The following is a 26,579-nucleotide window of genomic DNA, read 5'->3' as shown; positions in this document are numbered from 1 at the left end:
TTCATGCACCAATAGTTTGACGGAATCAAAGTACATCACTATACTTATTAAGTCTTAAAAAAAGTACGGGAATCATGCTTAATAATTGAAGAAGGTGACATTGATGGATTTTGAGATTACCTATCTGTCTTTTTATTTAATCCAAGTCGAAGGCAAAGGCGATCAGGCTGATAAGCGTTTTAAACATTTCCAAACTCTTGATACTGAAGAATACGAAGAAAGTCCTCTAAAGGATTTTTTGGATGGGGAATTGATGAAGATTTCCAAACGGAAAGTCGACCGTCATCCAAAAACTGAACAAATACCGACGAAAATCGGTTCTTTTATTGTCGAAGAAGGACATGCACTTGATTCCAACCCTAATTACAATGTTTTTAACCGTGTTCGATATGCAAAAACAAAACAAGAATTCCAAGAGGAAAATGAACAATTTACGCGGTCTTATATTGATACAAGTGCCGTCCGTGGCGGTGTCTTCATAATCGCATCGGCAAAATTAACGAAATATCTTGATGAACCATTCGTTTTCTTATTAAAATGTGATTTCGAGCCGAAAGTTGCTTCCATTTCTGATGAACGTACCTTGATTAGGCACGTTGAAATGGCAATCACCACTAAAAATATGAAATCCATTCAATACCCATACATGCCCGAAGAAGGAATGGTCGAAGAAGGCGAACTGAAAATCCATCAGGCCTCACATGCCCGCTACTTCGAGGACTTCTTGAAATTCGTCGAATATGGCGAATCGATGCCGGAAATCATGAAAAATCAGGTCATCCACATGGTCCATGAACATGTATCCGCACAATTCGAAGATAACAGTGACGAACTGCACAAATTCGAACAGGACCTGGAAATCTGGGAAACGAGTGAAAAGCGGGAAATCCAGGAACGTCTTGAAACCCATCAGGTCGTCGAAGCCACAGCCCAGATTGTCGAGCATACACCTGAAGCCGAACTGCGAATGAAGCTAGGCAGTACATCCATCAAAGGACTGTTAGCCGATTTTGGCGAAAGCATCCATTTAGGAAAAATTAATGGGAAGTATGTATTGATGATAGAATCCAATACAATAGAGTTCGATAAAGGCGTTTCGCCGATTGAATTTCATAGGCCGGATGATTTGCAAGTTCTAATTGAAAAAATCATAAATAAAAGTTGATGATTTGTGAGCAAAAATGTGAGCAGTTATGTGATCAATTTTCGACCTTAAAATACTATTAATACTCTTATATCTAGCTACTAACTTACGTTAGTAGTTTTATTTTTTTCTCATTTTAAGCAAGCGTTTATTTTTTCTCTGTAAATTATAAAAACCCCACTCGTTTAGAATGGAGTCCTAACTTTTCATCTTTTCTCCTACTTTTAAATGTTACGAGATCGCAATGTTTTTATAAAAACATTGAACTGTAATCCATGTAGTCATCTGCTTCATCGAAAACTGAGATATTTTCGAATTTGTTTGATGCATTTTCTTTATTATTTCTGATCTATCCTTATCAGGAAATAGAGCTTCTAATTCCTCGATTGTAGATAAAATTGTTTTTTCTTCAAGTAATTTTTCTTCATCTTTGTAAAGGTCTATGGAAGTTAAATATTTTCAAACTTTAACGAACATAAATACTGGCTGTTGTGAGGTAAATAGAAAGTTTCCTTATTATTTAAGTGATTTTTTACAATACTCGGCAAAATATAAGTACTATTTGATTTATACAAAAAGCTCGGTTAGTCAAAAAGCCGAGCTTTTGTTACTCTATTTTTTCCATTTTTTAAAGCATTCATAATAACATTCGTAAATATTTTTCGAAGTTAACTCCTTCTACTTTAGGAATTTGCTCCAAGGAGGAATCATTGATAGCCTCTGTCAGGAATGCCACTGCGAGCTGTACGGATTTTTCTAGGTTCTCTCCACGCATCATGCTTCCCATAATCACAGATGCAAATAAATCACCAGTACCTGAATAGCTTTCGCCGTTATACTGCGTCGCACTATAAAAGGTTCTACTTCCGTCCAAATACATATTTCCGATAAACTGCTTCTCTGAATCTGCTGACGGTGGATTCATTCCAGTGATGATAACCTGAGCTCCCGTTTTTTGCTGCAACATATTCCCTGCTTCTTCTATCGCTTTAATATAGTCCTCTTCGTTTGAATAGCTATGCAGCTTTTCATAAGACAATCCGGTTAATAAACAGCACTCTGTAACATTTGGTGTAATGACATCTGCACGCTTCACCAGTTCCCTCATAAGTACCAGTAATTCATCGGTAAAAAGTTTATAGACTTCTCCTATATCCCCCATTACTGGATCAACAAGTAAAATGGTTTCTTTTGTATAAAATTTATCTAAAAAATGGAAAATATTATTAATTTGCTCTTCACCAGTAACGAAGCCGGTATAGATTCCATCAAAGGTTACATTAAGCTTGCTCCATTCTTCTATGAAGTATTTCATTTTGGATGTAAAATCTTCACAAAAAAAACTTGGATATCCGGTTTGCGCAGTCAATATGGCCGTTGGTAAAGGGCATGCCTGCACGCCCATGATCGAAAGAACCGGAATTGCAGCTGTTAATGAACATTTTCCAAAAGATGATAAATCCTGTAGTACAGCAACTTTTTTCATAATAACCTCCATATGGCCTATCCACTTTAAACTTTATTTATCTTATCATAAATCAGCTGAAAACAGTCATCTCCTCTCTCTTTTCAATACGTATAATATCTGTATTTTTTATCAACTGACCTCATAGTTTTTTAATAAATTGACACTTTTATAGACACCAGTCTTTTGCTAAAATCAAAGGAAAATTCTAGTTAGGAAGGTTTACAGATATGCAAAATACACAAAGTTATTCAAGGTCAAGCCAAAAAACTATGGATTTAATTATTACCGCAATGTTGATTGCACTTGTGTTCCTATCTACTTTCTTTTTGAATATTAAACTGCCAATTGCCGCAAATGGAGGGTTAGTTCATCTAGGAACAGCTATGCTTTTTATTGCATCTATTTTATTTGGTCCTAAAAAAGCGGCTCTTGCTGGTGCGATAGGAATGGGGTTATTTGATATAGTTGGAGGGTGGACATTGTGGGCACCTATCACCATTGTGGCGCGTGGTTTGCAAGGATATATAGTTGGTAAAATCGCTTGGTCAAAGGGTCGCAACGGTACTAGCATTGCTTTCAATGTAATAGCAACAATCGTTTCCATTCCATTTATGATAGCTGTTTATTATATTGGTGAAGGGATTCTATACGGTAATTGGATTGCACCTTTGGCTTCGATACCTGGAGATCTCGTTCAAAATATATTAGGAATTATCGTTGCCGTTCCAGTTTGTGTGGCTTTGAAAAAGGTTCCTTATTTTAAGTAAATTCGCTATAAAGGTAAACGTCAAGTAGTCCCCAAATACTACATGGATGGTGTATTTCGGGACTACGTTTTGTTTGCTTCCCTTTTTATCGGTACTCTGCATGCAGAGGGTAAACTAGATGACCACGACAAGACTTTATCTATTTCTTTTTTTCATTCTTAAGTCTTTTAACGTGAGCTCTCATTTTATCTAATTCCTTTTGTTTCCCTTCTTCATCATTTGCCAATGCAGAAAATAAAGCTATCGTGCCTAATTTGTCGAATTCTACATCTCCAGATCCACCTTTAGTAAAACTAAAGTATAGTTCCGTAAACGCCTTAGCCATTAATACGTAGTTAGGTTCATTTACAAAATAGCCATTTCCTCGCAGTTCTTTTCTTGGTTTACTCTTTTTCACATTAGAATAGTCCTTTCAATTAAACTATTTTATTTATTCTTTTCCTTATACAAAAACAGCCTACTTTCTTCTTTGGCTATACACTCGAGAAGCTTCTTTCTGAAATATTCATTGATATCGATATTCTCCGTTGAGACAACTTCTACATCGGTCATATCAACATCATTAAGATTTATTTTCTTTGACTTTTTATCCAACCAATTATCACTCTCCCGTCCTATATAATAATCTCCAAACAAACTATCTTCTATTCACATTTCACTAAATTCTCTATGAAAATAGTAACGAGTAAAATTATAGAAAATAAAAACTCACCAATCGTTATAGACTGGTGAGTTTTATTCATTTTGTATATTTAGCTAAGATTAACTTCTCTTCTTTTTTCAAGTATTCATCTACTGTAAATTCATTTAGGAATGTTCTACTCTTAATCCACAGTTTTCTTTTTGGTTTTGCTTTAGCCATTTTTTCACTCCATTACTTCTACCGCTACAAGGTCTTCAAACTTCACCTTAATAATATGTCCCTTCTCATTTTCCAGCTCCAAATATATCGCCTTTGTGAATGGATCTAACCTATGTATCATCCCAACATACTCCCAATCAAAACCATCTTCCCAAACAGTAAACTTTACAGGTGAAGCAAACTCCATTGCGGTATGTATCTTGTTCTCAAACTCCTCTAACTGGTACTCATCTAATATTGGCTTTACTTGACGGTAATAATCCTTATTTACGTCATTTAATAATTTAACGTATTCAGGCAGCATCAAAGCAGGTTGCCATTTAAGCTTTCCACGATCTTTTATAGACATAAGAACATCTCCATTCATTCTATAAATACATTATAGAACACTTGTTCTTATTTTAGTCAAAAAAATGAAGTGAAAAATTTCCCTTTTAAAGATAACGTAGGTATTTTTCCTGTAACAGTGTTTTAATTAACTTCTCCATATCCAAGCTACCTTCTTCCGTTGCTATTCCAATTCCTTCTATATATGTGAATTCTTCAGTATCAATAATCTTTCGAGTAACTATTTTACCCTTTTCATTAAAGTCTTTATAATATGCAATTTCATCATAATCACTTATCTTTGCTTTAACTAACTCACCGTTTTTGTTGACGTATTCAATTGTTTCTACTTTACTTTTTGTCATATTACTCCTCCGAATGGCATCCACTTGAGCATTTCTTTTGGATTTCAGATTCAATTCGAGTTATCACCTTGCTCATATTACCATTGATGGCACTTCCACTAAATCGCAGCGTTTTCCATCCAATTGATCTTAAGTATGCATCTCGCTTCCTGTCGTGTGCTTTAGCTTTTTTGCTTGAGTGAAATTCTTTACCATCACATTCAATGGCTAATCGATATTCTGGAAATGCCACATCAATTCTATATCTTCTTATTGGATACTGTGTAGTTGGTTTATAATCCCTCATCCATAAAGCTTTTAATACCCTCTTCTCAATTGGACTTTGACATTTATCTAATTCCACAAAGTATGGGGGGATGTAATGATCCACTTTAACTCCTTTACTTCTTCGCATGTCCAAACCTAGAAAGACAAACCCTGACGTACATCGAAAAAAATAAAATGGAAATTAAAATTATTTAAGAAAGTGAACGAATTCAAATAAGCCCCTCTCAATAAGAGAAGGGCTTTCGTTTTTTATCCTTGTACAATATTCACTGAGTATCCTTTTTTCTTTAACTCTGCAGCTAATGCTTTATTTCCGTCACTATAGCAAAGAACCTCTGTCCCACCAGTTTCCCTTGTACGGGCTGGTTGAACTTTTCTATAAAATATATAACATATTTTTAGTTAGTAACCTGTTTCCATTTAACACCAGTATATAGTGCTCCATAGTGATCAGATGTGGAAGTCACTGTATAAGTAGCAGTAAATACAGTATTTGAACCTGTAGTTCCTGAATGACTTACTGAAGTATTATTGTAGAAATTACCATTTGCAACATAAAAATATCCACTAGATTCTAAATCAACTTTTACAGTTCCTTTAAAAGATTTTGAACTAGCTTTAAATTCTTGTAGCATAGGTTTTTTAGATTTTTCTATCCAACCAAAAGAACCATCTCTACAAGCTCGCACAATAACTATTAATTTAGCATTATGACTCTTAACTGTATGTGTAGTTGAAGTTTCAGTCCATGTACATGTTGCTGTTGCTGTTGCTGTTGCTTGCCCCAATGTTCTCGCACCTATACCAACTTTTTTTACATCCTTTGTAAAAGTATTTGGATTTTCTTTTTTTATCTCCTTAATTGAATCACCAGTTATTTCTGAAGTTCTTTCGACAGCTTGATCATATGTTAATTCTACAGTATATTCATCATTTTTTCTAATTTCTTCTAGTTCTTCATCTGCTAATGGAACGAATTTTTTACTTGAGATTTTTAATGGAACAAAAGTTCTTCCATCATTTCCTTGAGCGTTAGCCTGCTTAATAGGCGTTAAAACCGAAACTATTAATATAGCCAACAAAAATACGAATGATACTTTTTTCATCAATAACGCATCCCCTTAAATTGGTTTTTTCTGGTACATTTAAATAATAAATGTAATTAATAATAAAAAACAGACTTTTTTTTATTGGTAGTTATTGTATAATAATATTTAAAAAAATCAAAAAAAAAATGGAGTGAAATCATGAAAAGATTTAGATTTACTTTTATAATTCTACTTTTGCTTGTATTACTTACTTCTTGTAGTAAAGAGAATAATTTTAATCCAATAATTTATTCAGGTGATGATTTGAAAATAGGAATCGTGGGTGAAAAACCAAAAATCAAAGAAAAAAATGTTTCCTTTATTCCATTGACTATGGAAGATATCTCAAGTTCGAATTTTGATAACCTAGATAGTGTATTTATTAACAAAAAATATTTAAGTGAAGCAGCAAAAGCAGAATATGCCAATGTTTATTTAGAATCACCTATACCATTTGTCTTTATAGATTCTGATAAAGTTTATTTGGCATATATTGATAAAGACATTTCTTATGAAAATGCACATAAATCAAAATCAGGAGACTATTTAATAGGTTTTTATAAAGATACCTATTTCGGATTAAGTCTTTATAACAACATAAAAAACGAAGAAACAATTCAAGACAGTTATGCAAGGATGTTTAATATTATGGAAAAATTTAAAAGTACAGGTGATATTGTACTAGAATAAAATATTTACTAGACTATAGCATCGAAAGTATTAGCAAGTGATTCTAGCCCCTCTCGATTAATGAGAAGGGCTACAATTTTATCCTTTTACGATATTCACTGAATACCCTTTTTTCTTTAATTCAGCAGCTAACTTAGTTGCATTCTTCTCATCAGAGAAAGCACCTACTTGAACCTTATGTAAAACACTTTTCTTTTCAACTGGTTTAGCTTGTTCTTTTAACTTTTTACCTGATAACGTTTCAGCTATTGCTTTACAACAATCATCAAAGTTCTTCTTGTAAGCATCAGCATTTGTTTTAGTGTCGACAAAGCATACCTCAATCAGAATAGCTGGTTTTGCTGTCCCCTTAAGAAATCCGAGATCCATTCTTTTCTTCGCACCACGATCCTTAATTCCAAGTGCTTCAGAAATAGCTTTAGATACCTTTGCAGCCAATGCTTTATTTCCGTCTCCATAATAAAGTACCTCAGTACCTCCTGTTTCCTTTGTACCCGCATTAAAATGTACAGATACATCTAAATCCCGACTTTTGCCATTGTGATATTTAACTATTGTATTGATATTATCCAGTTGCGTCTTTGACGTATCATCATTAAATGTATGTACTTTACAATCTAAATCTTTAGATATTCAGCAACTTTCGGTACTACCTTCCTAGCTTCATTTACTTCGTCAAGATACCCACTTGCACCACGTACTACCTTAGCGTGTCCACTTGTAATAACGAATTCATTCATTTTAAATTCCTCCTTAGTTATTTATCCTGTACAATAATTTGTTTTATTTCATTTACATCTTGAGCCAATGTTGAGAATGCTTGAGCTTGTGTTTCAATTACATCTTGATTCTTTTCAATTACAGCTTGATAATTCGCTTCCCGTTCTTTATTGGTTTTCATAGTTGTCCATAGTAACCATACGAATAAGACTGCGAATCCACCCTGTTTTAAAAACAAACTAAATATTTCTGTTTCCAATCCAATACATCCCTTTCATCGCATAATAAAAAGCCGCCCTTTTGGGACGACTTGGATTTTATTGAACTAAATATTTTTTATGTTGATCTCGTTTTCTTTGTAGTACATTATTTTTTCTCAAGAAATACAGTAAAAGAATTACTGTCTACTACTCATCTAGTTGTTCTGATCCAAATCACGTCTTCCTCACTGTCGTCAATTTCAACCTTGTATCCGAGTGATCTTAATAAAATAGAAATCTTTTTAATGCTAGGAACCAATTGCGTTCCTAACTGTGCTTTACTTAGTTTTGTAAATCCCATTTGATATAATTCTTTAAACACTGTACTTAATACGTCAAGGCTGTTTGGTAATGGTTGCATCTTAATGTACCTCATTGGGAAATTTTAATTAATTTATCTTAAAATTTATTTTCTTTAGATGAAATTCTCAAAATAGGCTTACCCCACAGTATGCTCCTATTAAATTGCAATTAATACTTTTCCTTTAGTACAGAATCTAAAAGACTGTATACCTCTCCATCAGAAGCATTATCTCTAATGTCAGTCAGTATAAAACGTAGCTCGTATAAATCAATTCGAGCTTTCTTTTCATTAAGAATCACTAATGCCTCTTCCATTAAGAAATCCATTACATTGCTCACGCTCCTATAATGTTCCTAATTGTCAGCTCCCTTAACTTTCCACTCTATATTTGAAGAAATAAAAAGCTAATGAAATTTACCTTCGCTTGCTCTTATTCAGAATCCTCTACGTATTCTACTCCTAGCTCCCCTTCTAACTCTGTTACTGCTTGTTCAGCTTCATCATACTCATCTTTAGCCTCATCAAGATATTCCTCTAATGTAATGCCTGTATCTATTCTTGCTTTAGTAAAATTCGAAAGAACTCCTATTTGATTTACGGCAGAAGCTTTTAGACCTGATATAACCTTGTTTAACATTTCTACTTCTTCACCTGTAAATTCTTTACCATACATTTCAGACTCCAATTTTAAAGCCTCTAAATCATCTTTTATCCAATTTAAATCATCGATATAACTATCTGCTGATTCATTTATTTCTTCAACAGGTGTAGTACTGTCATTGACTAAATTAAATCCATGCATTTTACTATCATAACCATCTATATCAAGTGATTTCATTGAGGAATGAATGGTGTCCATAATTGCACTCTCATAAACATTTTTAAAGGAATTTATTTTTTCCATTCCTAAATATATTTCTTCTGATGATAAGGATTCAATATCCCCTTTGAGTTTATTGAATTGTTCATCCATATCTTCATCATCATTCATCGTGATCCAAGCCTCGCTACCAATGGCATTGGCTAAAATATTTACACCATTTTTAACAGAGGGAAAGTCTTCAGATTTCATATAGCCCTCTTCTTCTGTAGCGTCTTTACGTTCCTTTGATACAGTTTCAAGTCTTTCTAATGCTTCCTCTTTGGCTGCCCTACCTTGTTCATCGCTTACTACTACTTCAGTTTCTTCAGACCCAATTGATGCCTCTTCTGAAGTACATCCTACAAGTCCCATTGTGACTATAGGTAATAATAAAATTTTTTTCAAGTGTAACATTTAAATCTTCCCTCTCCAGCATTATTATGTAGGTGTCAAAATTTCAAAGTTTATAATACCATTATATTGTTATATAGGAAATAAGCATTTAATATTTGTATTAAATTAGTGGATTTTAAATATTGATGAGTCTTCTGACACAAAAAGAGGACTCCCTTTTGAAGTGAACCCAAAAAGTTAGACACTTTAATGGTCGAAGAAGGCGAACTGAAAATCCACCAGGCTTCACATGCCCGCTACTTCGAGGACTTCTTGAAATTCGTCGAATATGGCGAATCGATGCCTGAAATCATGAAAAACCAAGTCATCCACATGGTTCATGAACATGTATCCGCTCAATTCGAAGAAAACAGTGACGACCTGCAAAAATTCGAACAGGACCTGGAAATCTGGGAAACAAGCGATAAACGGGAAATCCAGGAACGCCTTGAAACCCACCAGGTCGTCGAAGCCACAGCCCAGATTGTCGAGCATACACCTGAAGCCGAACTTCGAATGAAGCTTGGCAGTACTTCCATCAAAGGACTGTTAGCCGATTTCGGTGATAGCATCCATTTAGGGAAGATTAATGGGAAGTATGTATTGATGATAGAATCCGATACAATAGAATTCGATAAAGGTGTCTCGCCGATTGAATTTCACAGGCCAGATGATTTACAAGTACTAATTGAAAAAATCATTAATAAAAGTTGATGATAGCCCGAGTCACTCTATACCTGTGTTATATCCGAAAATGGCGGTCTTTGAGACTGCTTTTTTTTCTTCTACTAGATAAAGTTATCTTATGCATCTTGGGCCTCCAACCGGATCAGCACTATGTTTGTAATAGACTTGATCTGCACCACTAACCGCTTGATTGTTATACTCCTTCACGCTCCTTATTCCAATATTGATCAACATTTGTGAATACCTTGAATATTGAAGATGTAATTGAATTAGTTCAAACAGAGTAAAACCACCAATCTTAAATGACTGGTGGCCTTAAGCTAAAATTCTATTTAAATTTTAATAATGGTCTACTGGTGCACCTAGGTTATCCAAGTCTTGTGAAATATTTAGAATGATTAAATATCTCCACTCGTTTTTAAGTTTTCCTAAGTCCACAACCTGATGAACCTCTACTTCATCATTTTCATACTCTTTACTAGTCTCGCAAATCTCATATAAACTTTCTACTAATTCAGTATTATCCCAATTCCTTACGTCTAACTGTACGAACTTTTGGTTTTTTTTTACATTCATTTTCTTCACTCCTAGTTTTTAAAGGATAAGGGATATTGAATACTCTTAGATGATTTAGTTTTGTTAATTACAACCCTATGGATTTTTGTTGATGTATCCTTAGTGCTAATATTTGAATCATAACTCTTAGCATAATGAACCTGAACTTGATTAGAGTCTTTGTCTTTAGTAGTCCACTACTTTACAGCCAAAGTTGTTCCATCTTCATGCATGGGATTATATATAACCTCACTTGTTGTATCCTTTTCGAATGTAGCTTCTTCTTGAAGTATATCTAATCCATAAAATTCAATGGTATCTAATAATTTCAATCTCTCAAACTCTGCCCAATCCCAATCTGTTTCTTCTGCATAAGAAATATTAATTAATACTACTAAACGAATCACTCCTACCAAAATAGTTAAACTAAAAAACGATTAACAGATTTGTCCATCTCCCTTTCAAATTTTAATTGGGAAAAAACACAAATTATAGCACAAAAAATAATGTTTTTGTATTTTTTTCATTAAAAGTAAAAAAATGATAATTTTATTAAAAAAATCACCAATCATAGTGACTGGTGACTTCTAACTCTGTTATTCTAATCCTTTTTATAGTTTTGAGTTTCCTCCAGTAGATCGATAAATTTCTTCGATTGTCTGTCCCTTCGCCCGTGCAAGGATTTCAATTCTTACCATTAACTGTTTTTCTGAGTATTTCTTAATATCAGAATGATATTCCTTTGCTTTTTCCCCATTTCCAATAACGCCCTCTGCATTTAAGGAGATAGCAAGTGGTGCCAATTCCTCAAGCTTCTTAACCACCCTGTCAAAAAGATGAGGATGTTCACAAATCAAGCGCTGAAGAAGAAATGTTCCATATGCAATATGTCTTGATTCATCTTTCTTTAAGTGGTCAATGCCCTCTAAAAGTCCGGGCATTTTATCCATAATTTTCAGTCCATCGTAAAATGATTTATATCCAGTTTCCGCCAAAACTCCTTCAGCAAACATATTGTACACTGTAGCTGCGTCAGCTATTACCTCAGGGGTTTGTCCATGCCAAAGCCGTTCCATTGTTTCGGGGAGAATTTCATAAAAAAACTTACGATAGGATTCAGAATGCAAGTGAGCAAGATCGCCTTTTTCACCAATAGCATTTAACACCAGCCGAAAGAATTCAGTATGTTTAGCTTCATCACATAAAAAGGTTGTAAGGAACATCTCCTCTTCCAATCTACCTTCTCTCGCAATCACCCTAAGCAATGGGAGTAAGTCGAGAGTAACCGCCTCTTCCCCTCCTTGAAATTGCGCGAGAAGTTTCAGCACCCATTCTTTATCTTTAACAGATAGTGTTTTCCAGTCCTCTTGATCCTGTGAGAAATTGATATCTTGGGGATTCCAAATTCCAAACTTTTTTGCCTTTTGATACAACTGGTAGGGATATGAATCCTCCATCAAACCGTCCGAGCTCGTCGTTAAGAGTTTCTTTCTCAAGTATATTCCTCCTTCGATTATATATTTACCAGTTTATGCAAAAAGGGAATTATACGTATGGACAAATTCAGGTCTGGTGCAAAATTAAATTTAAAAAAGAATAAAAGGCTTTCTGCATTATTGGGTATTGCATTCAATAATAAGTAATGGAAATGGTAAGAAACAAATTAGGAACCGTTTAGAATTGGCTTTTGCAAAGGTAATGGTGAGATTCCGAAGCTCTCCTTCCCTGCTTGTTCAATAATAGGGCAATAATTATTTGTGCTTTTTCTATTGGTTAGCGCAATGATTCGGAATGGATCATTAGGAATTAATTTACATTTTCTATTGACTAAACGTTCATTCAATAATAGAATAAAACTGAAAATTCAGTGAAAAACGGAGGGGTTGCATTGGATTTACATTTCGAGATTACTGGCAATGGTCGTCCTGTTGTTCTTATTCATGGTGGTGGGACTGATTTGAGGCAATGGACATTTTTAGCATCTCTTTTATCTAAGGATTACAAAGTTATTGCTTTTGATGGCCGTGGTGCCGGTAAATCACCATCCCCTATAAAACATGTAAACTATGTAGACGAAGTACTGGCACTAATGAATTACCTTGAACTTAATCAGGCAACAATTATTGGCCATTCCATGGGCGGGCAAATTGCAACTGATTTCGCTCTTAATTACCCTGAAAGAGTATCAAAACTTGTGTTAATTGCTCCTTCTTTAACAGGTTTTCCCTATTCAAAGGAGTTTGAACAGTATCATGAAAGAATATTGGAAAGTGCACCCAATATAGATAAGATGTTAGAGCTTGCCCTTCATTCACCAACGTATCAGGTGATTATCGATAGTCCGCACAAAGATCTCATTGTTCAAATGCTCAGACATCATTTCGGGCGCATGCTTAAGTGGCCCGCTGATTTCTGCATGAAATGGCCTCAGCCGCCAGCAATGGAACGATTAGAAGAATTGAACACCGAAACTTTATTTTTTATCGGCAAAAAGGACTTGGCAGACAATTTTCGAGTTGCCGATTGTTTCCGTAAGGTTCCAAACATCGGGTTCATCGAAATAGAGGATGCCGATCATATGATGCCCCTCACTCATTCTGAAATTTTATATCAAGAATTCACTGCTTTTATGGAGGATTGAAGTAAAAATGCCACGTACACCTGAAGAAAATGACCGCATTCGCCAAGCTTCCAAAGAAAAAATTCGCGCTGCTGCCATGGAGTTATTTATAAAACAAGGATATTACGCTACTTCTATAAGCGATATAGCCAAGAAAGCGGGTATTTCTAAAGGGTTACTCTATAATTATTACAAAGGAAAAGAAGAACTGCTTTCTGAAATGGTCGAGGCCAGAATCAGGGAAGTGGTTGAAGTCATGGAAGAAGCGTTCACCTCAAATACACCTCGTGAACAGCTTGAACATATAGTAAATGGTGCCATTGATAATATCCACAAAAAACCGGAAGTCCATCGGTTTTATCTGCACCTGCAAACTCAGCCGGAGTCTGATGAAGAGTTGATAAAATACAGTCATCGCATTATTGAAGAAAATGCTAAACAATTTGAGTTTCAATGTACAATATTTGAAAGTATGGGTGAAAAGGAACCAAGGAAACGATCGTTATATTTTTCATCGGTGCTACAAGGTATTATGTTGATGATATCCACCTATCAACAAAGTTTTCCGATTGAAGAAATAAAGAAGCAAGTTATAAGTGAGTTTTGCAACTAGTCTACCGTTTAATAGGATATATCTTGAGGGCATGAATCCGGTAACCTACTGGACTCTTGCCTTTTAATTTCACTTCTCCATCACGGTCAAGCTATGGTGCGTATTACGGGTAGCAAGAACCACAAAAAACTCACTAGTTTTAGCGATAAATTATAAAAAAACAGGACAATATTTGTCCCATAAAAAAAATTCTTTATTATCAATATCAAGAGTGTATTTTTTTCGTAGCCAAGTGCCTTATTTATATCGTTATATCTATAATGTAGTACGTCGAATTGATGTTTATCTATAACCATACACTTTTAAATGCTAATTGTTAGACTTTTAAGCTTTTATCTGCACCTGTAATAATATATGGAATTACTCGATGTATAAAGATTACTATCCCTTAATGGTTTTTAGGTTTCCCCAAATTAATCACCGTTTTTTATTCTTCTCGAATAAGCTTAAATGTTCCAATGCCCTTTGTAATAACATTTCCTTTCATGTCCTTTATTTCTCCCTCAGCAAAAGCAAGTTTATATCCTTGCTGAAGCACTTTTGCTTCAGCATATAATTCTCCTTCTGACATACTAGCTAGATAATGGATGGTTAAGTTTGTTGTCACACATCTTGTCTTTGTGACGGATCGAAGAACCATTCCAAGGATAAAATCAAGCATCGTAGCATAAACACCACCGTGTAATGTTCCATTTGTATTAAGCAAATATTCTTCAATTGTTAACTTCACCTTGACATTCCCTTCTTCAAAGTAAATGATTTGAAATCCGATATGCGAAAGAAATGGATTGCTTTCAAAATCTTTCTGAATATCTTCCAATGTTATTGGCAAGGTCTAGTCCATCCTTTCTTGTTTCACGATTTTTCTCTTTAAGTGGTTTAAATTTATAAACTTTACTTTTATCATTTCAACCCCAAATTTTATGTATCAATGATAAGTTTATAATTTTATCCTCAGTTTATTTAGTATTATATTTCTATTTCCCTTGAAATTGTGGCTTTCTTTTTTCCAAAAATGCAGTTGTTCCTTCTATTTTATCTTCTGTTGAAAAGAGAACAGCTTGAGCCAATTTTTCGAATATCAATCCTGTTTTCAGGTCAACATCAGCACCAAAATTCACAGCAATTTTAGCCAATTTAACAGCCAATGGGCCTTTTGCAAGGATTTGAGAAGCTACTTCTTCTACCTTTGCGGGAAGGTCCTCAGGACTTGTCACTTCCGATATTAGTCCAATACGAAACGCTTCATTTGCGTCAATAATTTTCCCCAATATAATCATTTCCAGCGCTTTTCCCTTACCTACGATTCTAGCTAATCGCTGTGTTCCTCCAGCACTTGGAATAATTGATAAGTTTAGTTCCGGGAGACCAATTTTTGCGTTTGTAGAAGCAATTCGAATGTCACATGACATTGCTAATTCACATCCACCTCCAAGAGCAAAACCGTTTATCATCGCAATTGTAGGCTTCTCGTAATCATCTATTAAATTATAAACATCCTGCATACCGTCAGATTTTAGTGCATCACCCGCCGTCTTTTCCCGTAATTCAGTAATATCTGCTCCTGCTGCGAACGATTCAACTCCCTTTCCAGTAAACACTATACACTCTACAGTTTCATCATGTTTTAATGCTTCTAAAGCTCCTGTTATCTCGTCTAAAGTTACTTTATTTAAGGCATTCCTCTGCTTCGGACGATTAATCATTACAAAAGCAATCTGTCCTTTTTTATAAACCTCTATATTAGTAAATGTCCCCATTTATATAACACACCCTTTTTAATTTTTAATAAAGCATTCAGGATTTCTCGTTTAAAAGGTATATAACCATTAAAAACTAGGGATGTTCTCCAATGTTTTATTACCATTACCATAAAATACAATCCTCGTATGCTACCGAATTGTTTGTTATATTGTTTCAAACATAATGGCCATGCCTTGACCACCTCCTACGCAGAGTGTCGCTATTCCATACAATTCTTGCCTTCGGATCATTTCATGTACTAATGTTGTTACGATGCGGGCACCGGTCGCTCCTACTGGATGACCGAGAGCAATGGCTCCTCCATTCACATTGACTTTGTTTATATCAAGACGAAGTTCTCTAATAACCGCTAATGCTTGAGAAGCAAAAGCTTCATTTAGTTCAATAAGCCCGATATCTTCCAGTTTTTTTTCCGTACGCTTTAACAATTTTTTTACTGCTGGTACCGGTCCGATTCCCATTATTTCAGGAGAAACTCCTGCCGCGGTCCAGTCTACAATCTTGGCGAGCGGCTTCAAGCCTAAACGTGAAGCCTCGCCTGCTTTCATTAACACTAATGCAGACGCTCCATCATTCCGGCCGCAGGCATTACCTGCGGTGACAGTCCCATTTTCTTTGAACGCTGGTTTTAAGTTCGTAAGCTTATCCATGGTTGTTTCAGGACGAGGATGCTCATCCGTCCCAATAGTAAACGCTTTCTTTTCAACCGTGACCCCTACAGATACGATTTCATCCTTAAACCTTCCAGCTTCTATAGCCTTTGCAGCTCTTCGTTGACTTTCTATCGAAAAAGTGTCCTGATCTTCCCTAGAAATATTGTAGCGCTCCGCTACATTCTCTGCTGTGATTCCCATACCTAACTGTTTTCCGTATATTTCTTGTGGCTGCTGCCCGGCTTCCATATTAGAGTCCATTAAGATAACTCGGTCACCACCGAAACGTGTATTTCTTAAATAGATTGGACCTCGGCTCATATTTTCCGTACCGCCTGCAACCATGATATTAGCTTGATTAGAGGTTAGCTGCTGTACGGCCGAAGCAATGGCTTGCATCCCTGATGCACATAACCGGTTGACTGTGAAAGCAGGTGCAATATCCGGAATCCCGGCCCTTAATGCTGCAACTCTCGCCACATTGGATGATTCAGTCGATTGTCTGACTTCGCCCAAAATAACCTCATCAACTTGTTGAGGCGTAATTCCGGCCTTTTTAATAGCTTCTTGGATTACAATACTCGCCAAATGACCAGAACTGATTTCCTTAAAATTACCGCCGTAACGCCCAATTGGAGTTCGAACTGCACTAACAATAACAATATCTTCTCCCATCTCATCTACTCCTCTCTATATTTAGCTGTATTCTTTTTTCAACTATTCGAAACAATATGGACTTCAGACTTTTAAATAAATCTCTGTACCTCAGAAAATTGGAAATATCTTTATATAATTAAGTTTAGAAGGTGGTTTTGTGAATCCTTTAAATCAGTTATATATAAATTCTTTATTCGTCTGCCTTTTAATAATGCCTATCCATTTTACTTCCTTGAAAAGCGCGGGAATGGATATTCTGTATGGCAACCATTAATCCGGCTGCTGAACATGCATAAGTAGTTCTCATCTCATCAGTGAAGAATGAATGCCCCCCACTGATGAACGTTTTTTTAATCCGTCTTTTGGATTAATCGTATGTGTAAAACCCTTTTCCTGTTTTTCGGCCAAGTTCTCCTTTTCGCACTTTTTCTTGTACAATTTTAGCCGGCATATCTGATTCATTACCGCTTTCCTGGTAACGTTGCATGCGAACGAAATTGTTGACATCAATGCCTGTCAAATCCATAAGTGCAAAAGGCCCGATCGGATGGTTTAACGCTTTCGTACAAACAAGGTCAATTTCTTCATGGTCGGCATACCCATTTTCTAGTAAATACACCGCTTCGTCCGTTAACTTCCCTAAAATTCGGTTTGCAATAAAACCGGAAATTTCTTTTTTCAGCAAGACAGGTACCTTTTGAATGCTCTTTATAAGCTCTAGCGCTATTTGAGTTGTCTCCTCCGAAGTATGCGGACCGCACACAACTTCTACGAGCTCCATGACAAGTGGCGGATTAAAAAAGTGAACATTGCAAACCTTATCCGGGCGATTCGTTGCATCTGCAATTTTCGAACTTACAATTGTCGAACTATTTGTTGCCAGAACCGCATGTTCCGGAGTCACCTTATCTAACTTTGTAAATAATTCACGTTTGGCATCAAGTTTTTCCACAATTGCTTCGATTACGAAATCTACATCCTTCATCTCTTCAAACTTAGATGAAAAAGTCATTTTGCTAAATGCATCACTTACTTTCTCCTCTATTAATCTTCCTTTTTGTACTCTTCTATCCATATGGCCTTGGAGTGACTTCTTAGCCTTTATTAGGTTCTCATCGCTGATATCATACAAAACAACCGAATATCCCCTCAATGCGCAAATCATGGCGATTTGTGATCCCATCGTTCCTGAGCCGATAACCGCTATTTTAGAGATATCATCAATTCGCATTCTCCCTTGCTCCCTTCTCTTGTTCCTCTTGAACTAGTAATCTTTTAAGTAACTTCCCGACTGTGTTCCGAGGTAATGATTCTCGTATTTCAAACTCCTTTGGCACTTTGTAACGGGTTAGCTTAAGATAGCATTGACCTCTTAATTCCTCTAAATCGATTTGACATCCATCTTTTGGAACAACATACGCTTTTACAGTTTCTCCGTTCACTAGGTTTGGAATACCAACAACTGCTGCCTCCTTCACATCTGGATGCTCATATAAGACACCCTCGACTTCCTGAGGATAAATATTAAAGCCCCCCACAATGATCATTTCTTTTTTTCGTCCGACAATGTAAAAATAACCGTCCTCGTCCATCATGGCTAAATCTCCGGTATATAGCCATCCATTTTGTAAAGAGCGATTTGTTTCTTGCTCATTGTTCCAATAACCTTTCATTACTTGTGGCCCTTTTATTAATAATTCCCCAATGCACTTCGATGGCAGTTCTTGGTTGTTATCATCGACGATAATACTATCTGTACCAGGTACCGGTATCCCAATACTTCCGACCTTCCTCATTCCAATAAGTGGATTTCGGTGTGTTAACGGTGAGGCTTCAGATAGTCCGAACGCTTCTAAAATTTCAGCTCCGGTTAAATGCTCAAAACGTTTAATAACCTCGACAGGTAGTGGTGATGATCCGCACGAACATAATTTAAAGCAATCCAACCCGTACCTCTCGACATGTGGATGGTTAACAAAAGCATTGTACATTTTTGGAACACCCGGGAGGAAAGTGGGACGATATTCTTTAATTTGCTCCAATATATCTTCTACCTGGAACTTCTTGATTAATAGCAACGTTGCCCCGATATACACCCCTAAATTCATTATAGAATTCATCCCATAAACGTGGTATAGAGGTACAGCAGTTAAGATCACTTCCTGTCCAGGTAGCATTTTTTCCTTAAGTAAGCTATAACCTTGCATCAAATTGGCGATTAAATTGTAGTGAGTCAACATCGCACCTTTCATTTTCCCTGTAGTTCCACCTGTATACTGAATAACTGCAACATCATTAGTAGTTGAGATAGATGCTTGCTTTTCCAAATGATACGAATGTTTTTTTAGCTTATCCAAGTCTAAAAACTCGCTACTTGAATCATCACTTCTCATTTGCGAAACGAAAATATTTTTGAATTTGTATGAATCACATACTTGACGTACAGTTTTTAATGCGTCCGGATCTGCCACAAGATAAGAAACTTGACAGTCACTTAAAATGTATAAAAGCTCACGGGGTGTATACATTGGATTAATTTGTACGACTATCAATCCAAGCGCTTGGGCAGCATAATATGAAATAATATAGTCAGGATGATTGGCAACCATTAATCCAATTCGCTCATCTTTTTGGAAGCCTAATTCTTTCCACGCAGCAGCTAAGCGGTCAACTTTATCTTTTAACTCACTGTAAGTTGTATTTGTATGTTCATAAATGATTGCAACCCGCTCTCCATATAGTTTGACCGTTTCTTTCAGAATGGAATACAGAGAAATTTCAGGCACTTTCAGTTCTTTTGGATCTCTATAAAATTTATACCACGGCCTATTTATTAAATGATTCATATAAATCCCTCTTCCTTCTCTTCCGAATTTTCACAATACGTTTTCTTCAACTATGAATAAAACCTGGCTTATCACCTATTTGATAATTTTTTATGCTAAATTGAATGGCATTTCATAGTGGACTTTAATATTTATTTCAGCTGACTTCGCCACAAATTAATTAACATTTTCAGGTAGTTCATTTTGCTGGGCATCAATATTCCCTTTCAAAGAGGTAGGTTTAACAAAAATGGCAAATAGTATTGCAAATGCAAAGACTAGAACAGCCATGAACCAAATAGATAAATTATAGCCTACAATTTTGTCGCCTCCTGCTAAACTGATGATGTATCCCGTTATAAGTGGCGCTATAATGCCAGCTATATTCCCCGATGATGTTAATATGCTCGTCATCAAACCGCCGCGTTCAGGGAGCCCATTTATCATTATCGTGGGTCCAATCGGAATAATTGCATACGTGAGACCTTTTGCAAAACACATTGCCAGGACTACCCAAATTGGATTTTGAAAAAACGTGTTGGATGCCATAAATAATGCACCTATCATCATCGCTCCAGCGACGACAAAGACTCGTGAAACACGCCAATTTTGATTATTTTTGAATAAATGATCGGATAGCACCGACACACCCATATAAATAGCGATAGATGCTACACCAATGATAGCCACACTATATCCCATTTGAGCTGATGTCATGTTCACCGCCTCTACCAAATAAATTGGTAGCCAAACCGAAAACCAAACGACAAGAAGATAGGTTGAACAATATGCTAGGGTTGTAAATAATGCAGAACGCGAGGCGAGGAGAACGAGAAAATCTTTCAAGTTTAATTTCTCTAGTTTTTCTTTCTTTTTCTTATTTTCTTCTACATATACTTCATTTGGATTTTCCTTAGTGAATTGGAATAGGAAGAACCATACAAGACTTGCTGCACCAAGGCAGGCGAAAGCTATCTTCCATCCCATAGTCGTAATTAAGAAGACAAGGAGCGGCGCCACAATCATGGCACCCACAGTGCCTCCGGACACCACGACGGAAGTGGCGAATGCCTTCTGTTTCGGCGGAAACCACTTATTTACATGACTATAAGCAACTGGACTAAATGGCCCCTCAAATGCCCCTAATAAAATTCTATAGAGAATCAAAAGAGGCAAAGCCGTAATGGCCAAAACACCAAATTGCAAAACAGTCCACATTATCATTAAAAATCCAAGCACTTTTTTTGCTCCGGCTCGATCAGCCCATGCTGCTCCAACAACTCCAGTCACTGGATAGAGCCAATAATAACTGCTTCCTACTAGCCCCCAATCGGCATAGGAGAGATTAAATTCCTTCATGATCGGTACAGCGGCAAGTCCAACGATTGATTTATCGGCAAAATTTATTATCATTCCGAGAAATAACAGAAGAAGAACAATCCAGCGCATATATATTCCCCTTTTCTATTTATATTTTTCATATTAATTTCTCTCTTAAATGTATCTTAAAATACCATTTATTTTTTTGAATTTTCACTTAATTATAAACAGGGGAAGTTCCTCTCTTCCTCCTTCAGTTTTCTAAAGGGCTGATTTTAATACTTAAAGGTCATGATTGGCTCTTGTATTTTCAAACTCACAGCTATTTCTCCAGAACTTTTTCTTCTATACGTTTTCTTAAACAAATTGCCCCAATTTGGCATGACCTTTCAGCAGGCTTCTGGAAATGATCATTCGCTGAATTTCATCTGTTCCATCATAGATTCTCCAAAGTCTGGCTTCGCGGTACCAACGTTCAATCGGCAGTTCCCTCGTATAACCCATTCCTCCATGAATTTGCATAACACGATCCACTACCCTGTTCCCGATGTTTGCTCCATACAATTTAGCCATGGAAGCTAAATAGCGGTTATCTTCCCCTTGGTCAAGGGTAAAAGCAGCATTCAACACTAGCCATTTCGCCGCTTCTATTTCAACCGCTGAATCGGCGATTTGCCACTGAATGGCTTGTCTATCCGCGAGTGGTCGACCAAATGTTTCCCGCTCCTTTGCATACTCAATCGCCATTTGCAACAATCGCTCACCCATTCCGACAGCGCGTGCGCCCACAAGCCATCTCTGAAAACCAATCCATTCCAGGCCAAGATTATAGCCGCCGTTAATCTCGCCTAAAATGTTTTCTTCTGGTACACGTACATTGTCAAATACTAAAGCGGCCGGACCCCATTCTCCCATCGTATGAATATACTCTGATTTCCATCCCATTTCCCTATCAACGATAAAGCAAGTGACACCATCTCTGCCGGTAGATTCGTGTTTTTCCTGATCGGTAATCGCAATGACCATAACGAAGTCGGCGTCATTGCCTCCGGTAATAAATGTTTTTTCACCGTTTAATACCCATTCATCTCCCTCTTTGACAGCTATCATTTTTATGTTTCTAGTATCCGAACCGGCATTTGGTTCCGTTATAGCAAAACATGATTTCTTATCACCATTAATGGTTGGAATTAAATATTTTTTCTTTTGTTCTTCATTCCCGTAATACAGAATGTTATCGGCATAGCCACCAAACTTAAACGGCACAAATGTTTTGGCTACTTCAATTGTTACGATAGCCATCATCACTTGCCCAATATCGGCTCCGCCATACTCTTCCGGTGTATTGATTCCCCAAAATCCAAATTCCTTTGCCTTTAACTGCAGCTCCATCAATTTTTCTGGAGAAATGCCCGGTTTGCTTTCCCTCTCATTTTTTAATACATCATTTTCAAGAGGGATTAATTCATTCTCCACGAATTTCCGAATGGTTTGTTGGATCATTTTTTGTTCATCTGTTAAGCGTAAATACATATAATCACTCCTTTTTTAATGGAAAAGTTTATTAAGTTTGCTTGCTCATCTTTTACCCTATTTGATAATGTCATCGAATTCTTGACTTGACCCGGCTTCGAAATCGTTTTCTATTGTTTCTTGTTGAGTAGTATCATTTTCTTAATCACAAATAGAAACTATATTTTTTTAGATAAACCATGTAGAAATACCTACTTCTAAGACATAGTTATACTTATATTTGCTTGGCCTAATCTGATTGACTGTCATTATATAATGATAACGCTTACAATCCTGATTAGGATGTCTCAGTCTAAATCTGCAACAAGATATTTTCCCCCTACATAGCTTTATCAGGAATATGTGTAGGTACACTTGACCACGTATAGCCTATCATGGAGAAATTTAATTATTGTAAGTAACTCATTAATGTTAAGAGTTTTGTTAAGATAAACTACTGCTAAAGGAAATAATAGTGGCATTACTATTCAATAATACATTGATTTCCTCTAGAACTTGACCCCGAAACTTCTTTCTAAATAACCTTATCTTCCATGAACGATTCAATTTCTTGTTTATCGTACCCTAATTCCAACAATACTTCTACGGTATGTTCCCCATGTAAAGGAGGATGCCTCTCGATTGTGACTGGTGTATCCGAGAGCTTTATAGGTGATCCCAAAAGTTTAACAATTCCAACTGTGGGATGTTCAACTTCCTGAATCATTTGCCTTTCAAGTACTTGTTCATCTGTAAAAACTTTATCTAAAGTATTGATGGGACCACAAGGAATATTGTTTTCTTGAAAGATTGTTAGCCATTCATCTGCTGTTTTTGTAAATATCACTTCTTGTAATATAGGAATTAATTCTTCCCTATATATGATTCTTGCATTAGCTGTCGCAAAACGTTCATCCTTGGGTAATTCATCTGCATTTATTAATGTACAAAAACGCTGGAATTGCCTGTCGTTGCCTACTGCTATGATTATCTCCTTATCTTTTGTTTTGAAATTCTGATAGGGTACTAGGGTTGGATGCTGATTTCCATACCGCTTAGGCAGATTTCCTGTGTTTAAGAAACCTGTTCCTATATTTAGCAAAGAAGCAACCATTGAGTCCATAAGAGAGATGTCACAATGCTGACCACGACCGGTATGGTTCCTTGCCTCCAAAGCAGCTAATATGCTAATGGTTGCATATAGACCTGCATATAAATCGGCCATGGCAATCCCGGCTTTTACAGGTTCACCATTGGATGTGCCATTCACACTCATAAAACCGCTCATTGCCTGAGCAAGAAAGTCATATCCAGGTAATTGTTTATACGGTCCCGTATGACCAAACCCTGTAATGGAGCAGTGAATTATTTTAGGTTTTAACGCTTTCAAGTCTCCATATCCCAGTCCTAACCGCTCCATCGTTCCTGTCTTAAAATTTTCTACGATAACATCAGATTCCTGGATGAGTTTTTTTATGATTTGGATTCCTTCTTTTGTCTTTAAATTTACCGTTATGGCACGTTTATTTCGATTAACTGCCATATAATACAAACTAATATCTTCAATGTCCGGAGGAAACCATGTTCGTGTTTCATCCAAGAAATCCGGCCCTTCCACTTTAATAATATCTGCACCCAAATCTCCTAAAATACTTGTGCAGACAGGACCAGCAACCACTCGGCTTAGATCAAGAACTTTTATCCGGCTTAATGCCCTAGTCATTGTTCTCACCTCCATCCTTTACGTTTAGATTTTCACGGCCTGTTGCACGTTTTCCAGCAAACCTTCTACCGCCCCTTTTGATACTTTGTTAAAGTCAACAATAGCATCAAACCATTGTAATAATGATGAATCAAAATAAGTAAGTTCATCCAAGCCACTTGAAAGCAAATAACGATGGATATACTGCAAAGTCATGTATAATTTTCGATAGTTTTCTTGTGCTGTAATTTGTACTTCTGCTTCATTTAGCAAAAGACTTGCAGTGAATATATGATACATCCGGTTCATTAATTGTTTTGCAGGCAATTCCCTTTCTGGTCCATTCAGACTCATTATCCTGTTTGATTGTGATTCGACTTTTTTGGATATTTGCAGAAGGATTTTCCCAATCCGTTTAGTTAAAGAATTCGTAATAGCATCCAACCGATTGTATAAGTCGTTAAAAAAGATTTTTCCTGCTTCGTCTTTCACTAACGCTCTTACAACGTCTAAGGCAACGATATTCGTGGTACCTTCCCAAATGGAACCCACGTGAGCATCCCGTACAAGTTTTGAATCTATCCAATCCTCGATATATCCATTTCCTCCCCTGGATTCCATTCCTTCAGAGGTAGAATTCCTAGCACGTTTACAAATGTACCCTTTTAACAATGGCGTCAAAATTCGTAATAGCCTTTCAGCTTCCACGTTCCCTTGATCGGATTTATCATAAACGGAAGCTGTGTAAAATGTGATTGACGCAGCTGCTTCGCAATCTAGTAATAGTTCAAAAAGTGTTTCTTTCATAAGGGGCTTTTCAGACAAGGAGCTGCCAAATGCGACACGTCCGCGAGCTGAAACGAGTGCTTCTAAAAAGCTTCTTCGCATCATCGCGCTGGAACGTACGGCGTTCGATAACCGTGAAGAATTTACCATCGACATCATTTGTTTAAACCCTTTAGTTAAATCTCCTACGACATAAGCAACGGCTCCTTCAAATGTCACCTCACCAGAAGCCATATCGCGGGTCCCTAATTTATCTTTTAGGCGATTAACTTTGTATTTATTAAGAGTTCCATCTGGCAGTCTTCTTGGCATTAAAAACATTCCAAGACCTTTAGTACCCTCGGGGGCCCCTTCAGGTCGAGCCAAAACTAATGCTACATCTGCTGAAACGTTGGAACAAAACCATTTATCACCCCAAATCTCCCAATGATCATCCACTTTCTTTGCTGTTACCGTATTAGCACCTACGTCAGACCCGCCTTGTTTTTCGGTCATAAATTGGGCACCTGTCCAAAAAGTATTTATATCAGTACTCGTCATACGAGACAAATAGGTTTCTTTTAAACCTTGATCACCAAATTTTCTTAAGACCCTTGCAGCAGAGTCAGTCATGCTCATCGGGCAAGCTAAACCAAACTCAGATTGGACGAACAAATACCAAAATCCGTACTTTAACACGTGCGGTAGTTTAGTAGGAAACCCCAGTACGGGTTTATGTGACATAGCGACCAGAGCGAACTTTCCATATCCTAATGATTCCATCTTCTTATAGGACGGATGATATTCAACTTTGTCTACTCGTTCCCCTTTTGCATCGTAATTTATTAACTCGGGAGTATGCTTATCCGCCATGCGGGATAATTCATCAAGCCTTGTTCCGGCTATTTCCCCCAACTCCTTTAGGATAGGAAGGGCACGTTCATAAATTTCAGTGGAAAGATAATGTTTAAGTATAAAAGTCAAATTTTGATCCTCATCAAAAAAGTTTAATCCTTTCGTGTCTGGCATCGCACCAGGATAGGCTTTTCTAGGATGAGAATTCATTAATTTCACGGACATATTATTCCTCCTTGTTTGATGTTCCATTTTAATTCTCTTATCCCCACTTTTATTTTTTATACTTTTCTCCGAGTCAGGATCTGTACAAGTGATTCGTTTTTCAGGTTATTATTTCACTTCCTTTCAACATTTCACGAAATTATTATTCATAATACAGGAATCATAATTCCTATATCATGAATATAAAGTTAATTTTCAGAAAAGTCAATTTATTAAACAGGACCTCATCATGCAGAAAAATTGAGTTTTTCTTCACCAAATTTTATATAAATATAATTTCTAAAAAAGAAGGGATGACCCAAAAAGTTC

At 36.4% G+C, this 26,579-nt stretch carries 30 protein-coding genes and 1 pseudogene; 6 read left to right on the top strand and 25 right to left on the bottom strand.

The annotated features are described in order from the left end of the window. Positions 1–103 precede the first annotated feature (103 nt). Positions 104–1,165 (top strand): DUF3900 domain-containing protein, encoded by a 1,062-nt coding sequence (locus OSJ91_RS13330; RefSeq protein WP_485891783.1) that lies wholly within the window; start codon positions 104–106, stop codon positions 1,163–1,165. A 616-nt stretch (positions 1,166–1,781) separates the two neighbouring features. Here the strand turns inward: OSJ91_RS13330 and OSJ91_RS13325 are convergent. Continuing rightward, positions 1,782–2,630, bottom strand: coding sequence for a pyridoxamine kinase (locus OSJ91_RS13325; protein WP_485891782.1), 849 nt, complete (start codon positions 2,628–2,630; stop codon positions 1,782–1,784). Positions 2,631–2,839: 209 nt separating this feature from the next. Between OSJ91_RS13325 and OSJ91_RS13320 the strand changes: the two genes are divergently transcribed. Further along, positions 2,840–3,379: an ECF transporter S component gene (locus OSJ91_RS13320; RefSeq protein ID WP_096340597.1), complete on the top strand. Its 540-nt coding sequence runs from the start codon at positions 2,840–2,842 to the stop codon at positions 3,377–3,379. Between the two features lie 139 nt (positions 3,380–3,518). Here OSJ91_RS13320 and OSJ91_RS13315 read toward each other — a convergent pair whose 3' ends face one another. From OSJ91_RS13315 to OSJ91_RS13285, 7 genes are all read right to left on the bottom strand, one after another. Further along, the gene (locus OSJ91_RS13315; RefSeq protein ID WP_485891781.1) at positions 3,519–3,776 is read right to left on the bottom strand and encodes a hypothetical protein; all 258 of its coding nucleotides are present in this window, start codon (positions 3,774–3,776) and stop codon (positions 3,519–3,521) included. 29 nt (positions 3,777–3,805) lie between these two features. After that, positions 3,806–3,973 (bottom strand): hypothetical protein, encoded by a 168-nt coding sequence (locus OSJ91_RS13310; protein WP_176474949.1) that lies wholly within the window; start codon positions 3,971–3,973, stop codon positions 3,806–3,808. A 145-nt stretch (positions 3,974–4,118) separates the two neighbouring features. Beyond that, positions 4,119–4,241 carry a hypothetical protein gene (locus OSJ91_RS13305; protein ID WP_485891780.1) on the bottom strand — a complete coding sequence of 41 codons (123 nt, stop codon included), beginning with the start codon at positions 4,239–4,241 and terminating at the stop codon, positions 4,119–4,121. Positions 4,242–4,245: 4 nt separating this feature from the next. After that, positions 4,246–4,590 (bottom strand): YolD-like family protein, encoded by a 345-nt coding sequence (locus tag OSJ91_RS13300; RefSeq protein ID WP_289316492.1) that lies wholly within the window; start codon positions 4,588–4,590, stop codon positions 4,246–4,248. 85 nt (positions 4,591–4,675) lie between these two features. After that, positions 4,676–4,933 carry a hypothetical protein gene (locus OSJ91_RS13295; protein WP_095396085.1) on the bottom strand — a complete coding sequence of 86 codons (258 nt, stop codon included), beginning with the start codon at positions 4,931–4,933 and terminating at the stop codon, positions 4,676–4,678. Between the two features lies 1 nt (position 4,934). Beyond that, positions 4,935–5,303, bottom strand: coding sequence for an endonuclease domain-containing protein (locus OSJ91_RS13290; RefSeq protein ID WP_485891779.1), 369 nt, complete (start codon positions 5,301–5,303; stop codon positions 4,935–4,937). Between the two features lie 295 nt (positions 5,304–5,598). After that, entirely contained in the window at positions 5,599–6,309 is a 711-nt protein-coding gene (locus OSJ91_RS13285; protein WP_485891778.1) for a hypothetical protein, read from the bottom strand. Positions 6,310–6,447: 138 nt separating this feature from the next. On the opposite strand from OSJ91_RS13285, the gene OSJ91_RS13280 reads away from it, so the two are divergent. Then, positions 6,448–6,978, top strand: a complete 531-nt coding sequence (locus tag OSJ91_RS13280; protein ID WP_485891777.1) for a hypothetical protein — start codon at positions 6,448–6,450, stop codon at positions 6,976–6,978. 78 nt (positions 6,979–7,056) lie between these two features. On the opposite strand, the gene OSJ91_RS13275 is transcribed toward OSJ91_RS13280, so the two are convergent. The 5 genes from OSJ91_RS13275 to OSJ91_RS13255 all read right to left on the bottom strand — a co-directional run bounded on the left by OSJ91_RS13275 (position 7,057) and on the right by OSJ91_RS13255 (position 9,538). Continuing rightward, complete coding sequence (locus OSJ91_RS13275; RefSeq protein ID WP_485891894.1) at positions 7,057–7,611, bottom strand: N-acetylmuramoyl-L-alanine amidase; 555 nt, start codon at positions 7,609–7,611, stop codon at positions 7,057–7,059. After that, entirely contained in the window at positions 7,596–7,718 is a 123-nt protein-coding gene (locus OSJ91_RS13270) for a hypothetical protein (RefSeq protein WP_485891776.1), read from the bottom strand. Before OSJ91_RS13270 ends, OSJ91_RS13275 begins: the two co-directional genes overlap by 16 nt. 17 nt (positions 7,719–7,735) lie before the next feature. After that, positions 7,736–7,957, bottom strand: coding sequence for a BhlA/UviB family holin-like peptide (locus OSJ91_RS13265; RefSeq protein WP_485891775.1), 222 nt, complete (start codon positions 7,955–7,957; stop codon positions 7,736–7,738). Between the two features lie 152 nt (positions 7,958–8,109). After that, entirely contained in the window at positions 8,110–8,319 is a 210-nt protein-coding gene (locus OSJ91_RS13260; protein ID WP_485891774.1) for a hypothetical protein, read from the bottom strand. A 373-nt stretch (positions 8,320–8,692) separates the two neighbouring features. Beyond that, entirely contained in the window at positions 8,693–9,538 is an 846-nt protein-coding gene (locus OSJ91_RS13255) for a hypothetical protein (protein WP_413017529.1), read from the bottom strand. A gap of 189 nt (positions 9,539–9,727) precedes the next feature. Between OSJ91_RS13255 and OSJ91_RS13250 the strand changes: the two are divergent. Continuing rightward, positions 9,728–10,231 (top strand): annotated as a pseudogene (locus OSJ91_RS13250) (DUF3898 domain-containing protein); the annotation flags it as partial. A 312-nt stretch (positions 10,232–10,543) separates the two neighbouring features. Here the strand turns inward: OSJ91_RS13250 and OSJ91_RS13245 are convergent. From OSJ91_RS13245 to OSJ91_RS13235, 3 genes are all read right to left on the bottom strand, one after another. After that, the gene (locus tag OSJ91_RS13245) at positions 10,544–10,780 is read right to left on the bottom strand and encodes a hypothetical protein (RefSeq protein WP_485891773.1); all 237 of its coding nucleotides are present in this window, start codon (positions 10,778–10,780) and stop codon (positions 10,544–10,546) included. A 176-nt stretch (positions 10,781–10,956) separates the two neighbouring features. After that, positions 10,957–11,166, bottom strand: a complete 210-nt coding sequence (locus OSJ91_RS13240) for a hypothetical protein (RefSeq protein WP_485891772.1) — start codon at positions 11,164–11,166, stop codon at positions 10,957–10,959. Positions 11,167–11,370: 204 nt separating this feature from the next. After that, positions 11,371–12,255, bottom strand: coding sequence for a R2-like ligand-binding oxidase (locus OSJ91_RS13235; RefSeq protein WP_413017517.1), 885 nt, complete (start codon positions 12,253–12,255; stop codon positions 11,371–11,373). A gap of 392 nt (positions 12,256–12,647) precedes the next feature. Here OSJ91_RS13235 and OSJ91_RS13230 point away from each other — a divergent pair, with 392 nt between their 5' ends. Both OSJ91_RS13230 and OSJ91_RS13225 read left to right on the top strand, forming a co-directional pair. After that, complete coding sequence (locus OSJ91_RS13230) at positions 12,648–13,400, top strand: alpha/beta fold hydrolase (protein ID WP_413017515.1); 753 nt, start codon at positions 12,648–12,650, stop codon at positions 13,398–13,400. Positions 13,401–13,407: 7 nt separating this feature from the next. Further along, positions 13,408–13,992 (top strand): TetR/AcrR family transcriptional regulator, encoded by a 585-nt coding sequence (locus tag OSJ91_RS13225; RefSeq protein ID WP_350302586.1) that lies wholly within the window; start codon positions 13,408–13,410, stop codon positions 13,990–13,992. Between the two features lie 427 nt (positions 13,993–14,419). On the opposite strand, the gene OSJ91_RS13220 is transcribed toward OSJ91_RS13225, so the two are convergent. The 9 genes from OSJ91_RS13220 to OSJ91_RS13180 form a co-directional block, all read right to left on the bottom strand. Next, a complete protein-coding gene (locus OSJ91_RS13220; protein ID WP_063593440.1) occupies positions 14,420–14,824 on the bottom strand; it encodes a PaaI family thioesterase in 405 nt (134 codons plus the stop codon). A 145-nt stretch (positions 14,825–14,969) separates the two neighbouring features. Next, positions 14,970–15,752 (bottom strand): enoyl-CoA hydratase/isomerase family protein, encoded by a 783-nt coding sequence (locus OSJ91_RS13215; RefSeq protein ID WP_413017510.1) that lies wholly within the window; start codon positions 15,750–15,752, stop codon positions 14,970–14,972. 147 nt (positions 15,753–15,899) lie between these two features. Continuing rightward, on the bottom strand, positions 15,900–17,084 hold the full coding sequence (locus OSJ91_RS13210) for a thiolase family protein (protein WP_485891771.1): 1,185 nt from the start codon (positions 17,082–17,084) through the stop codon (positions 15,900–15,902). Between the two features lie 349 nt (positions 17,085–17,433). Beyond that, positions 17,434–18,297 carry a 3-hydroxyacyl-CoA dehydrogenase family protein gene (locus OSJ91_RS13205; protein WP_485891770.1) on the bottom strand — a complete coding sequence of 288 codons (864 nt, stop codon included), beginning with the start codon at positions 18,295–18,297 and terminating at the stop codon, positions 17,434–17,436. Continuing rightward, complete coding sequence (locus OSJ91_RS13200; protein WP_485891769.1) at positions 18,287–19,912, bottom strand: long-chain-fatty-acid--CoA ligase; 1,626 nt, start codon at positions 19,910–19,912, stop codon at positions 18,287–18,289. Before OSJ91_RS13200 ends, OSJ91_RS13205 begins: the two co-directional genes overlap by 11 nt. A gap of 156 nt (positions 19,913–20,068) precedes the next feature. Next, positions 20,069–21,340: an MFS transporter gene (locus tag OSJ91_RS13195; RefSeq protein ID WP_485891768.1), complete on the bottom strand. Its 1,272-nt coding sequence runs from the start codon at positions 21,338–21,340 to the stop codon at positions 20,069–20,071. Between the two features lie 228 nt (positions 21,341–21,568). Next, the gene (locus tag OSJ91_RS13190) at positions 21,569–22,744 is read right to left on the bottom strand and encodes an acyl-CoA dehydrogenase family protein (protein ID WP_350302580.1); all 1,176 of its coding nucleotides are present in this window, start codon (positions 22,742–22,744) and stop codon (positions 21,569–21,571) included. Positions 22,745–23,258: 514 nt separating this feature from the next. Next, on the bottom strand, positions 23,259–24,446 hold the full coding sequence (locus OSJ91_RS13185; RefSeq protein ID WP_350302579.1) for a CaiB/BaiF CoA transferase family protein: 1,188 nt from the start codon (positions 24,444–24,446) through the stop codon (positions 23,259–23,261). Between the two features lie 24 nt (positions 24,447–24,470). Continuing rightward, positions 24,471–26,270: an acyl-CoA dehydrogenase family protein gene (locus tag OSJ91_RS13180; RefSeq protein WP_485891767.1), complete on the bottom strand. Its 1,800-nt coding sequence runs from the start codon at positions 26,268–26,270 to the stop codon at positions 24,471–24,473. Positions 26,271–26,579 lie beyond the last annotated feature (309 nt).

The organism is Bacillus sp. T-10(2022), from assembly GCF_056502895.1.
This window is presented reverse-complemented; position numbering and strand designations above follow the sequence as displayed.